Source organism: Spirillospora sp. NPDC048911, assembly GCF_043198015.1.
In the GTDB taxonomy this organism is placed as follows: Bacteria; Actinomycetota; Actinomycetes; order Streptosporangiales; family Streptosporangiaceae; genus Spirillospora.
Window position 1 is genome coordinate 54,342 of record NZ_JBICUD010000011.1, and the last position, 12,594, is coordinate 66,935.

At 69.8% G+C, this 12,594-nt stretch carries 10 protein-coding genes; 1 reads left to right on the top strand and 9 read right to left on the bottom strand.

Annotated elements, in window-relative coordinates:
- Positions 1 to 128: 128 nt before the first annotated feature.
- Positions 129 to 1,478 (top strand): DUF222 domain-containing protein, encoded by a 1,350-nt coding sequence (locus ACGFNU_RS39525; RefSeq protein ID WP_392601731.1) that lies wholly within the window; start codon positions 129 to 131, stop codon positions 1,476 to 1,478.
- Positions 1,479 to 3,029: 1,551 nt separating this feature from the next.
- Here the strand turns inward: ACGFNU_RS39525 and ACGFNU_RS39530 are convergent.
- The 9 genes from ACGFNU_RS39530 to ACGFNU_RS39570 form a co-directional block, all read right to left on the bottom strand.
- A complete protein-coding gene (locus ACGFNU_RS39530) occupies positions 3,030 to 3,857 on the bottom strand; it encodes an alpha/beta fold hydrolase (protein ID WP_392601732.1) in 828 nt (275 codons plus the stop codon).
- Positions 3,850 to 4,485 (bottom strand): isochorismatase family protein, encoded by a 636-nt coding sequence (locus ACGFNU_RS39535; RefSeq protein ID WP_392601733.1) that lies wholly within the window; start codon positions 4,483 to 4,485, stop codon positions 3,850 to 3,852. Before ACGFNU_RS39535 ends, ACGFNU_RS39530 begins: the two co-directional genes overlap by 8 nt.
- The gene (locus ACGFNU_RS39540; RefSeq protein WP_392601734.1) at positions 4,478 to 5,137 is read right to left on the bottom strand and encodes an SRPBCC family protein; all 660 of its coding nucleotides are present in this window, start codon (positions 5,135 to 5,137) and stop codon (positions 4,478 to 4,480) included. The genes ACGFNU_RS39535 and ACGFNU_RS39540 overlap by 8 nt, the downstream gene beginning before the upstream one ends.
- Positions 5,134 to 5,619 carry a (2Fe-2S)-binding protein gene (locus ACGFNU_RS39545; RefSeq protein WP_392601735.1) on the bottom strand — a complete coding sequence of 162 codons (486 nt, stop codon included), beginning with the start codon at positions 5,617 to 5,619 and terminating at the stop codon, positions 5,134 to 5,136. Before ACGFNU_RS39545 ends, ACGFNU_RS39540 begins: the two co-directional genes overlap by 4 nt.
- Positions 5,620 to 5,902: 283 nt before the next feature.
- Positions 5,903 to 8,251 (bottom strand): xanthine dehydrogenase family protein molybdopterin-binding subunit, encoded by a 2,349-nt coding sequence (locus ACGFNU_RS39550; RefSeq protein ID WP_392601736.1) that lies wholly within the window; start codon positions 8,249 to 8,251, stop codon positions 5,903 to 5,905.
- A complete protein-coding gene (locus tag ACGFNU_RS39555; protein ID WP_392601737.1) occupies positions 8,248 to 9,054 on the bottom strand; it encodes an FAD binding domain-containing protein in 807 nt (268 codons plus the stop codon). The genes ACGFNU_RS39550 and ACGFNU_RS39555 overlap by 4 nt, the downstream gene beginning before the upstream one ends.
- A 37-nt stretch (positions 9,055 to 9,091) precedes the next feature.
- On the bottom strand, positions 9,092 to 10,507 hold the full coding sequence (locus ACGFNU_RS39560; protein ID WP_392601738.1) for an MFS transporter: 1,416 nt from the start codon (positions 10,505 to 10,507) through the stop codon (positions 9,092 to 9,094).
- A 12-nt stretch (positions 10,508 to 10,519) separates the two neighbouring features.
- Complete coding sequence (locus ACGFNU_RS39565) at positions 10,520 to 11,788, bottom strand: FAD-dependent monooxygenase (protein ID WP_392601739.1); 1,269 nt, start codon at positions 11,786 to 11,788, stop codon at positions 10,520 to 10,522.
- Positions 11,789 to 12,025: 237 nt separating this feature from the next.
- Positions 12,026 to 12,496: a MarR family winged helix-turn-helix transcriptional regulator gene (locus ACGFNU_RS39570; protein ID WP_392601740.1), complete on the bottom strand. Its 471-nt coding sequence runs from the start codon at positions 12,494 to 12,496 to the stop codon at positions 12,026 to 12,028.
- Between the last annotated feature and the right edge of the window lie 98 nt (positions 12,497 to 12,594).

Consider the following 12,594-nt stretch of genomic DNA (forward strand, 5'->3'; position numbering starts at 1 on the left):
AGCGTAATGAGTCATTTCGGCTCCGCTCAACCGGCGGCCTAGATCAGCCGACTTAATCTCTGACTCACCCGCCCGCAACCACCCCACCACCGTGGGACGACAACCCACCTCAAGGTTCCAAAAAATCAATGACCAGAAAACGCCACACCGATCATGTAAACGGTTCGTCACTATCCGTGAAAAAGCGATACAATGAACCCATGCATTCGATCGTGGCAGACCGCGACCTGGAGGCCGCTTCCGACCAGCAACTGGTCGAAGCCGCCGCCACGATCATCACTGCACTCACCCACCGGCCCCGCACCCAAACCGGCGCCGAAGCCATGGAACTCGCCGAAACACTGGCCGCCGTCCTCGATCAAGGTGAATTGCCGTTGGCCGAGCTGATCGGTGTGGTGGATCGGTTCGGGCAGATGAAGGACTGGGGCCTGGCGTCCACCCAGGCGTGGCTGCGGTGCCGGATGGGGATGCGCGGCGGCCGTATCCACGAACGCATCACCCTGGCCCGGCAACTACACCGCCTGCACCAGGTGCGCGAACGGCTGGCGGCCGGGACACTGTCGCATGGGTATGCCGCCACCATCGCTGACGCCCTCCAACGCCTGGACAACGACCAAGACTGCGCCGAAGGCGAACAGATCCTTTTGACCGCCGCCGACGGCGGCGTGTCACCGCTGCAGATCGCGCAACTCGGCACGACCCTCCACGACCGGGTCAACGAAGCCAACGGCACCGAGACTCCGCCTGAAGACATCCGACGCGGTTACGCCCGGTCCTGGCTGACGGCCAACCGGTCCCTCGACGGCGGCTGCTACCTCAAAGGCTGGCTCAACCCCGAAGACACCGCCATCCTCGACGGCACACTGGCGCCGTTGGCCAAACCCGCTGGGGGCGACGATCTGCGGGACCGGGCCGAACGCACCGCTGCGGCGTTGACCACCCTGCTGTCCCAAGGCCACAAGGACAGCCGTGTCACCGTCATCGCCCACCTGGACACCTTGACCGGCGATGACACTCCGGGACGGTTGCGCGACGGGACACCGATTCCCGCGGCGCAGGTTAGGCGGCTGGCGCTCAACGCCGGAATCTCCACCCTGATCCTGGGGTCAAAGGGGGTGCCGCTGTATCTGGGCCGCACCGCCCGGATCGCCAGCCCCGCCCAGCGCCAGGTGCTGGAAACCCTCTACGACACCTGTGCGGTCCGCGGCTGTGAAGTGCCCGGCTTGCTGTGCGAGATCGACCATGTCGATGGGTGGGCGCTGGGTCACAGCCCCACCGACATCGACAAGCTGGCGTTGTGCTGCGGGTGGCACAACCGGTGGAAACACGCCAACCCCGAGCAAATACAGATCAACAAGGGGGAGGACGGACGCTACATCTACCGGACACTCCCGCCCAAGGGGAAGGCCGCACGGTCCAGACGAAGACTGGTTGATCAGGCCGACAACCCGTGGCGCAACGACCACCACGCGGCCTGACCCACCCATAGCTCCAGCCTGCAGCCCGGCGCAACCAACGCACCGGGCCTACAGGCACGCCCACACCCACCCACCCAACTCTCACCACCACCACGATCAAGTCCAACAGCCCACGCCAACCCCGAACCCTCCCCCAAACGCCACCGCAACCCACACCGGCAACCACCACCAACACCAACCGGACCCAGACCACCACCACACCAACCAGCCCCACACCCAAGCCACCCCCACACCAGCACACACATAAGCGCGGATGCGACGCAGCAGCAGCAGCCACCGCCCACCTCCACGCGCAGCCCCCAACACCCCGCCCCGCAGCCCACACCCCACCCCCGGCGCCCCACACGCGACAACACCCCCCGCACCACACGCAACGCGACAACGCCCGCCCCCGACCACCCGAACGCGCAGCCACGTTGACGCGCAGCCACACTGACGCACTGCTCCGGCCCACCTCACCACCCAACTCAAGCCCCACCACACAACAGCCACAGACCGGCAACCAACCAGCCCAAACAAACCAACCAACACCACCCCCAAAATCAACAACCGCAACAGGCACAAGCACCACCACAACACAGCAGCAGCGCAACGCAGCAGCAGCGCCGCCCTCCCCGCGCGCAGCGCAGCAAGACCCACCCCTCGCCACCAGACGTGCGGTCACATACGCAACCGCCCCCACCCCCCGCTCACCTCGCTGCCAAGCTCGAACCCCAGCCACACGACCACCCGCACACGGACAAACAGCCACACCAAAGGGGAAGCCGAGACCGAGCGTCTCGGGCTTTGAACCACTGCGGACATGAGCATGATCACGACGCAGGAGCAGCGCCCCTCCCCCCGCGCGCAGCGCGGCAAGTCCATCCCTCACCACCGAACTGGCGGTCACGTACGCAACCCGCCCCCACCCCCGCTCGCCCAGCTGCCAAGTTCGAGCCCCAGCCCCGCGACAACCGGCAGACGGGCAACCAGCCACACCCAGGGGGTGGCCGATGCCGAGCTCTCGAAACTCAAGGCCGCTGCAGGCGGGGCCTAGCTGCGGCTGCGGCTGCGGGAGAGCATGGCCCGCGACACAGCAGTGGCAGCCACCCCGCGCGCAGCGCGGCATGGCTCTTCTCTCACCATCGAATGTGTGGTCACGCCCGCGCCTAACCCAGGCCCCCGCTCACCTCGCTGCCAAGCTCGAATCCCCGCCCCGTGATGGCTCCCAGACGGACGACCAGCCACATCAGAGGGGCGACCGATGCCGATGGTGGCTGCAGACGTGAGCATGATCGCCTGCCAGCAACACCAGCCACCCCCGCGCAGCGGCGGGGTCTTGGAGCAGGTGAGCCGCACGGTTGTCCGGGCGGCTTCCTCGAAGCTGAGTGCCCTCCCCAGACTCGGCGTCTGCAGCTGATCTAGGCGGGCGACGACGGGGTGGCGCGGGGCTGCCAGCCAGAATGACCTGGCAAGAGCCCGGTTGGTACTACCGGCTCGACATCCCATGGCCGAGGTGTTTGTTGATCCGCCTGTCCGGAGGAGCGGCGGGCGCGGGCGGCTGTGCCTGCGCTAGACGAGGGTGCGGAGGATTTCGCGGGTGGTCTTGAGGGCGGCGGCCGGGTTGTCCCAGAAGACCATGTGGCCGGCGTCGGGGATTTCCGTGAGGGCGGCGGCGGGGTTGGTGCGGGCGGCTTCTTCGGCTCCGGTGGACGTCACCACGGGGCTGTCGGCGCCGTAGATCAGAGCCGTGGGGGCCGGGACGGCCGGCCAGGTGTCGAAGAAGTCCTCGGTCTCGAAGCCCTGGTGGGTGGCGGTGACGGCGTCGGCGCCGCAGCTGGACAGCCAACGAGCGCGGAGCTCTTGTTCTCGGCGGGGCCAGCGGGGCCATGATTTGGCGACCTCGTCGGCGGTGGTGCCCTGCTGGGCTTGGGCGAGCTGGGTCTGGAACGCGGCGAGGGTGGTGGGGTACGTGCCTCGGCCAGGGCCGCTCATAGGCGGGTCGACAAGAATCGTGCCGCGGAGGGTTGATCTGGTGGCGACCAGGGCGGCTATGCGGGCGCCCATGGAGTGGCCTAGGAGGATGGGTGCCTTGAGGTCGGCTAGCTGCGCTTGGGTGTCGGCGGCGTAGTCCTGCAGCGTGTACGAGGGGCCGTCGTCGGAGAAGCCCCGGCCTCGAACGTCCAGGACGATCGGGCGTACCAGGTCGGTGAGCTCGCGGGCCACGAAGTCCATCGCGATGGCCGGGCTGGTGATGCCGGGGATGATGACCAGGGGTGTCCGGGGGCCGCCGTAGTCGAGGGCGTGGAGGCGGAGTCCGTTGGAGGTCGTCCAGCGGCTCTGGGCGGGGATGGCTGCGAGGTCTGCCAGAGCTTGCTGGGTGAGGGTGCGTTCAAGCATGGGCTCCCGCCAGGTAGTCGCAGGCGTCGGCCAGGGTGATCACGTCGCCGTACTTGGCCTGGATGTCGAAGAGGTTCGCGTCGTGGGGGCCGGGCGCACGGTCGCCCACGCACTCCTGTGGCACCAGCACCGAGAACCCTGACTGGACGGCGTCGACGGCCGTGGCTCGGACGCAGCCACTGGTGGTGGCGCCGCAGATCAGGACGGTGTCGCGGCGGAGTGCGGTGAGTGTCGCGGCCAGGTGTGTGTTGAAGAACGCGGATGCGCCCTTCTTGGTGATCAAGATGTCGCCGGGGCCGCGGGGCAGACGGGCGTCGATCTCTACGGCGGGCGTCCCCTCGCGCATGGCCCGCATGCCGGTGGCTTTCTGGAGCCAGGTCACGGCGTCGAGTTCGGCCGGTGTGTAGGCGATCGTTGTGAAAATGACCGGGACGGGGGCGATGTTGAGGAGCGTCGTGGTGGCCTTGACCACGTCGGACAAGTCCGCGCCTGAGGGGTAGGCGGGGTCGGTGAAGCCGTTCGTCAGGTCCACGACGATGATCGCGGGACGTTCACCACGGCGGACCGCGGCGCCGAAGCCCGCGGTGGCGTAGGTGTCGTTGGTCTCGTCGTCGTAGAGGCTAGTCACGGCGCAGCTCCTTCAGCTGCTTGGACTGCGCCCTCAGCTTGCCCAGCAGCCAGCCTTGGAAGAGGCCCACGGCGAACGCGGCGGCTATCGGCGCGTACTTGGCAGCGGACGGCGGGATCAGGGCGGAGACGGTGGCGGGCTCCGAGGCGGCGAAACCGTTCGCGGTCGTTCCGGCGGCCGCGGGTTGGGGGGCCGAGGTTCCGGTGCGGTCGGCCTCGATCAGGGCGGCGAGGTTCTTGGCGAACTGCTCCAGGAGACGGTTCGAGACGGTAACGATCGCGCCCTTGCCGAACTGCACCAGCTTGCCCCGGATCAGCAGGTCCGTTCTGATGCGGAGGATCGAGCCCTCGGGGGCCTCGTCGACGGTGAGCGTCACCTCGGCTTCGGCGTCGCCGCCGCCGTGGGTGTCGGCGCCGCGGCCCTGGAGGCGCAGGTGGCGGCGCGTCGAGTCCGCTTCCAGGAACCGCACGGTGCCCGCGTACGCGGCGGTGATGGGGCCTACCTTGACCTTGACGCCGCCACGGTAGGCGTCGCCGTCGCGGCCTTCGAGGGCGGCGCCGGGCAGGCACGTGACGACGCGTTCGACGTCGTTGATGAGGGCGAAGAGCTCGTCCGGGGCGGCGGCGACGGTGATCTCGTTGTCCAGGATCATCGGGCCTCCTCCCGGGCGCGGGCGCAGTCCTCGATCGCGTCGACGATGGTCTGGTAGCCGGTGCACCGGCACAGGTTGCTGGACACGACCTCGCGGATCTCCTCTCGGGTGGCGCCGGGGCGTTCGGCGAGGAAGCCCTCGGCGAGCATCAGGAAGCCGGGCGTGCAGAAGCCGCACTGCAACCCGTGGTGGGCGGAGAACGCCCGTTGCAGGTCGTTCATCTCGCCGTCGGTGGCGAGCGACTCGACCGTGCGGACGTCGCGGCCCTCGGCCTGGGCGGCGAAGACCAGGCAGGCGCGGACGGGGGCGCCGTCCAGCAGGACGGTGCAGGCGCCGCAGATGCCGTGCTCGCAACCCACGTGGGTGCCGGTGAGCCCGATCGTGTGCCGCAGGACGTCGACGAGCGTGTGCCGCGACTCGATCACGAGGTCGTCGTGGACGCGGCCGTTGACGGTGAGGCTGATCAGGAGTTTCTCGGTCATGGCGCCACCTTGTCTGGACTGAGGAAGGGGGAACGACCGACCCGGGAGAACCGACCGACGCGGAAGGGACGGCCAGCGCGGAAGGAACCACCGGCGCGGAAAGAACCACCGGCGCGGAGGGGACAACCGGCGCGGAAGGGACCGCCGACGTGGGAGGGACTACCGGTGTGGGAGGGGCGAGCGGCGCGAGAGGGGCGAGCGGCGCGAGAGGGGCGAGCGGTGTGGGGGGCCGCGGTTTCAGTGGGGCATGCGCTTGGGCGGCGGTGCTGTGAACATGCACGTCTCATGCGAACACTCCGATCGTGGCCAGCGCCCGCTGGACGGTCTCCGGGCGGATGGGGGTGTCGTCGAGTTCCACGCCGGTGTGGCGCAGCGCGTCGTTCACCGCGTTGAGGACGGCGGCGGGCGCGCCGATCGTGCCGCCCTCGCCCGCTCCCTTCGCGCCGCTCTCGGTGAACTCGCATGGCGTCTCCAGGTGGTGGATCGAGATGTCGGGGATTTCGCTGGCCGTCGGCACCTTGTAGTCGATGAAGCTGGCGCAGGACGGCTCGCCCTGCTCGTCGTAGGTGACCTCTTCGAAGAGGGCGCCCGCGATGCCCTGGGCGATGCCGCCGCGTGCCTGGCCTTCGACCACCTGCGGGTTGATCGCGACGCCGCAGTCCTCGACGCAGACGTAACGCAGGATCTGGACTTGGCCGGTGCCCGGATGCAGTTCGACGACCACCCCGTGGGCGGCGTTGCTGAACGTGCCGTCGCCGTGGACGTCGAACGTCGCGCTTGCGGTGAGCCCGGGTTCCGCGTCCTTCGGCAGGAGGTGCGCCTTCAGGTAGGCGACCTCGGCCAGCTCTTTGAACGTGAGGGCGCGGTTGTCGTCGCGGCGCCGGACGTGGGCGGTGTCCAACGTGACGTTGTCGCGCGTTGTTTCCAGAAGGTGCGCGCCTAGCGTCAGGAGTCGTTCTCCCAGGGCCGTCGCGGCGCGGGCTACGGCGCTGCCGCCGATGGTGGCGGATCTGCTGGCGAACGTGCCGAAGCCGTATGTGACGCGGTCGGTGTCACCCTGATGGATCTTTATCTGCGCGATGTCGAGGCCGAGCCTGTCGGCGACGAGTTGGGCGAGCGTCGTCTCGTGGCTCTGCCCATGGCTCATCGTGCCGGTGGTGACGGTGACCGCGCCGGTGAGGTCCATCCGTATCTCGGCCATGTCGAAGCCTGGCACCACCGCCATCTTGCGCTTGGCGAACGCCGCCGATCCATAGCCGGTCCGTTCGCTGAAGCAGGAATAGCCGATCCCGATGAAACGGCCCTCGTTGCGGCGGTCGTACCAGCCCTCGTCCTTGAGCACCTGCTCGCAGAGGTCGAGCGACTCCAGGTACGAGCCCGGGTCGTAGGTGATGTCGTTGACCCCGGTGTACGGGAACTCGGTGATCAGGTTGCGGCGGCGGATCTCCACCGGGTCGATGGCCAGCTCGCGGGCGGCCCGTTCGAAGAGCCGCTCCATCACCATGACGATCTGCGGGCGGCTCACCCCCCGGTACGGCGCGGTCGGCACCTTGTTGGTCGTGACGGCCCGGCCACGGACGCGGTATGCGGGCACCTTGTAGACGCCCGGCAGCTCGGCCGACGCCATCAGCGGCTCGATTCCCGCGGTGAACGGATAGCAGGAGTACGCGCCCATGTCGCACACGATGTCGGCGTCCAGCGCCAGCATGCGCCCGTCGCCGTCGAACGCGGCGCGCACGTCGTATCGCTGCTCGCGCGCCAGGAACGAGGCGGTCAGGGCGTCCCGGCGGTCCTCGATCCACTTCACCGGCCGCCCGGCCTTCAGGCAGGCGGCGCCGACCGCGATCTCCTCCCTGCCGACCACGCACTTCTGGCCGAAGCCGCCTCCCATGTCGGGCACGAGGACGCGCACCGATCGTTCGGCGAGGCCGAGGCAGTCCGCCATCACCGTCCGGACCTGGTGCGGCACCTGGGTGCAGGTCTGGACGAGCAGTTGCTCGTCACGCGCGTCCCAGCTCGCGACGGCGCCCCTGGTCTCCAGCGGCAGCGCGTTCTGGCGGCCGGTCTTGGCGCGGACGCGCACCACGCACGGTGCCTCGTCGAGGATCCGGCCGATCCCCTCCGTCGCGAACATCGACACGTCCACCAGCACGTTCGCCGTCGCCGCGTCATGGACGAGCGGCGCGCCCGGTGCCAGCGCGGCCTCGTCCGACAGCACGGGAGCGCCGGCGTCGTAGGTCACGCGGGCCGCTTCGAGACCGTCCTCGACCGCGTACGGATCTTCGGCGAGCACGATCGCGAGCGGCTCGCCCACGTACCGCACCCGGTCCCGGGCCAGGACGGGCATGGCGGTCGGCACGAACTCCGACGGCGGCCGGTCGAGCATCGCGGTGACGTCGCCGATCTCCAGGTCTGCGGCCGTGTAAGCGGCGACGACGCCCGGTACGGCCAGCGTCGCGGACAGGTCGATCAAGACGACCGTCCCCGCCGCGACGGTGCTGCGCACGAACTGCGCGTGCAGCATCCGCGGCACGTGGATGTCGTCCACGAACCGGCCCCGGCCGGTCAGCAGCCGCGGGTCCTCGCGGCGGCCCACCGACGAGCCGACCCAGGTTCCTCGTGCTTCGGTCATCGCGCGTCCGCCTCCTCGCAGGCTCGGGCCACCAGGGTCCGGGTGAGGACCCTGCGGTATTCGGCGCTCCCGTTGGCGTCGCCGGGCGGATCGATCGCGTCCGCGGCGGCCTCGGCGCAGTCGGCGAACGATCCGCCCGAGGCCAGCACCGCCTCCGCCGCCGGGACGCGGACAGGCGCGGGAGCCACGCCGCCCAGCACGACGGCCGAGGTCTCCAGGTCGACGGCCGCCGCCACGGTCGCGAAGTCACCGCGCCGTTCGGCGAACTCGGTGAGCGCGGCCCGGCGACCGGAACGCGGAAAGACGATCTCGACGATGATCTCCGCCGGCTCCAGCGTGGTGGAGAAGAAGCCGAGGAAGAGCTCGGCGGCCGGGATCGTGCGGCGCCCCTCCGGTCCCCGCGCGACGATCTCGGCGTCCAGCAGCAGCGCGAGCAGGCACCACTCGGCGGTGGCGTCGCCGTGGGCGATGCTGCCGCCGGCCGTGCCCCGCGTGCGGATGGGCAGGTGGCCGACCCACTCCATCGCCCCGCTGAGGAACCCGAGGCCCGCCGTCTCGACCTCGTGGTGCGTGGTGAGAGCGCCGATCCGGACGGAGTCACCGTCCCGCCGTACGTACGCGAGCTCAGTGCGCAGGGCGCCGAGGTCGACCAGGTGCGAGGGCCGGGCCAGCCGGAAGTTCATCATCGCGACCAGGCTCTGGCCTCCGGCGATGTACTTCGCGTCCGGCCCCAGCCCGGTCACCAGATCGACCGCCCCGGCGACGTCGCGGGCGCGATGGTAGGTGAAGGGCGCGGGCTTCATGGCTGCGTCACCCTGTCCGCATCACACATGTCCTGCGTCACGCCCGCACCGGGACGGTCGGGTCGGATCCCGGCTCGCGCTCGGACCCCGGCCCGCGCTCCGGCTCGGTGACGTGGTCCAGTTCCCGGCCCCTGGTCTCCGGCGCTCCGGCCGCCATCCACAGCACCACCGCGGCCGTCACGCCGCCCAGGACGGCGAACGTCCAGGTGAGGCCCAGCGTGGGCCACAGCAGGGTGCCGAAGATGAACGGGATGAAGCCCGACACCACCCGGCTCGCCGACGAGGCCCACCCGAACCCGCTGGCCCGGATGTGGGTCGGGTAGAGCTCCGACACGTACGCGTACAGCACCGGGATGGCGACCTGGATCAGGAAGCCGAAGATCCCCAGCCACACCAGCGCCGCGGTCTTCAGGTCGAGCGAGGCCGCGAAGGCGACCAGGGCCGCCGCCGACACCGGGGCCGAGGCGCCGATGACCCACTTGCGCCCGACGACCTCCACCAGCGAGGCCGAGACGACGACGCCCACGATGCCGACCCCCGTCATCAGGGTGGTCTTGGCGAACGCGGCGGCGTCGGTGTGGCCCTCGTCCTTGAGGATCGTGGGCATCCAGCTCAGCGCGACGTAGTAGACGGTCATGACCGTGACGAACAGTGACCATGCCACCGACGTTATGCGCGGGCTGAAGCTCCACACCAGGCGGAGCTGGTCGGACGCGGCGCGCAGGCCCCGCTTCCCGCCCGTCTCCTCCGGTGGCGCGGCGATGACGTACGGCTCGGCGGGGGCGCCGGTCCGCAGCACCAGATCGTCGATGATCTCGCGCGCCTCGGCCTCGCGGCCCGCCTTGGCGAGGTAGAGCGGCGACTCGGGGATGCCGCGCCGGACCCAGAACAGCAGCAGCGCGGGCATGATCATCACCGCGAGCATCCAGCGCCAGTTGCCCTGGACTGGCTCCAGCAGGGTGGCGGCCACGCCGCAGAGGGTGGCGCCGACGGGCCACCAGATGTCCATCGCGGCGAGGATCTTGCCGCGCAGCCGGCTCGGCGAGAACTCCCCGACCAGCGCGTAGTCGACCGGGATGCAGCCGCCGAGACCGACTCCCGCGAGGAACCGGAACAGCAGGAACACCTCGTAGCTCGGCGACAGCGCGCCGAGGATCGAGAACAGCGCGAAGATCAGCAGGGTCAGGCTGAAGGCCTTCTTGCGGCCCATCCGGTCGGCGATCGTGCCCCAGGCGACCGCGCCGACCGCCATGCCGATGAGGTTGGCGGTGGCGATGAGGCCCTTCTCGCCGACCGACAGCTCGAAGTGCTTGGCCAGCAGCGGCGTGAGGAACCCGTTGAGCGCCACGTCCCAGGCGTCGAACATGTAGCCGAGGCCGCCGATGATGAAGATCTTTCCTTGGACGCCCCACTTCCAGGGCAGATCCTGGACGATCTGGTTTCCCGTCTTCATGCGCGCTCCCGTTCAGCCGTGGAACTGGTAGGCGAAGGACTCCTGGTCGGGATCGGTGAGCGGCGTGCCGCTCCAGAGCCACTCGTAGGAGACGTCTGACTCCCCACCGAAATTCTTGAGCTTGGCGTCGCGTTCGCGCTGCTCAGGACCGTCCGGCAGGTGGTAAAAACTCATGTTGCGCCAGGCCGCGTCCTGGACCATCCCGGCATGTTTGGCGCGCCGCGCCACATAGCGCGCGAGCGCCTCCGCCACCCCCGTCACCGGGACGGAGCCGAGCTCCTCGGCGAGCACGGCCGCGTCCTCCATCGCCTGCGACGCGCCCTGTGCCTGGTAGGGCAGCATCGCGTGGCAGGCGTCGCCGAGCAGGGCCACGTGCCCGTCCACCCACACCGGGTCGCGGCGGCGGTGGTACATGGCCCACGCGGAGATCTCGCCCTCGGCCTTGGCGAGCATCGAGGCCACCCGGTCGTCCCAGCCCGGGAACGCGTCGACGAGCTCGTCCACGGTGGCCGACACGGTCCACCGCTCCTCCACTTCGGGCGAGCAGGGGACGATCGCGACGACGTTGAGGTACTGGCCGCCGCGGATCATGTAGTGCACCAGATGCCGCTCCGGCCCGTACCAGATCGTGCTCTGGAACCGGTCCGCCAGCCAGCGGGTCGCCGGATCGGCGGCGATCTTGTCGCCGGGGATGAGCACGCGGTAGGCCATCTCGCCGGAGAAGAGCAGGGTGTCGGGCATGCCGAGGGCGTCACGGACGCCGGAACGGATGCCGTCGGCCCCGACCAGGACATCCGACTCGTACCGCGCTCCCGCCGCCGTCACCGCGACCGGCCGGGCGGGGTCGCCCTGGTCGATCGAGACCACCTTCTGGCCGGTGTGCACCTCGACGGCCGGCCCCGGGACGTCCGGTGACAGGCAGGCGTCCAGCAGCACCTTGTGCAGGTCGGCGCGGTGGTAGTGCCAGTAGGGGGCGTTGTACGTGCGCTTGCAGAAGTCACCGAGCGGGGTCTGGGCGATGACGCTGCCGTCCGCCCACCGCCGCCGCACCTGGTCGAGCGGCTCGGTGTGGATGGCCTCCAGCTGCGAGCGGAGTCCGAGCCCCAGCAGGATCCGGCTGGCGTTCGGAGCCGTCTGGATGCCCGCGCCGACCTCGCCGAGCTCCGCGGCCTGCTCCAGGACGGTGACGCGCAGTCCCCGCTGCCGGAGGGCGAGCGCGGCGGTCAGCCCGCCGAGGCCGCCTCCGACGATCGTGACGCTGTACGACTGGCTCGCCGTCAATGCTCCTCCAAACGATCGGAAACGCGGCACGCACGACCGATCCACGAAGGATTCGAGATCCTCCGTGTTCGGACTAAACTAATCCGAACACGGACGATCTCGGAAAAGCAAGACCCCCGGACGGACTTAACGGAGGAGAAGCGAAGTGCGAACGTGCGGGTTGCTCAACGAGCGGCACGGCTGGCTCGGCTCGGCGGCCAGGGCCGCCCGGCGAGCAGGGTCACTCGGCGAGCAGGGCTACTCGGCGAGCAGGCCCTCCCAGTGCGCGGCGAGCGAGGACATCTCGCGCAGCCAGCGCTCCCGGTCGACGGCCGAATGACCGCGCATCAGGTCCTCGTCGAGCTGCCGCGCGCGCCGGTTGACCTCGTCCAGCCGCCGCTCGCCCTCGTCGGTCAGGTAGAGCAGCTTGCGGCGGCCGTCGTGCGTCGCCGTGTGCCGGACGATCAGGCCGTTGTCCTCCAGCCGCCGCACGATGTCGGCCATCGTGGAGCGGTCGAGCGCGACCGAGGCCGCCAGCGAGCCCTGGTCGACGCCGGGGTACTTGTTCACGGCGGTCAGCACCGCGAACTGCGGGCCGGTGAGGACGGGGTCCACCAGCCGCGTCCACAGCGCCACGTACGACTGGTAGAGACGGCGGGCCACGTATCCGGGGGCGGCGAGCAGCTCGGGAGGGGTGGTGACCTCCGTGCCCCGATCCGCCTTCGCCATAGCCGATTTCGCCCTGTCACCCGCCATGGCACTACCTAATCACGATCGTTCCGCGGTCGAGCACCGGGCCGAGCACCGGACCGGACATGCGACAGTGG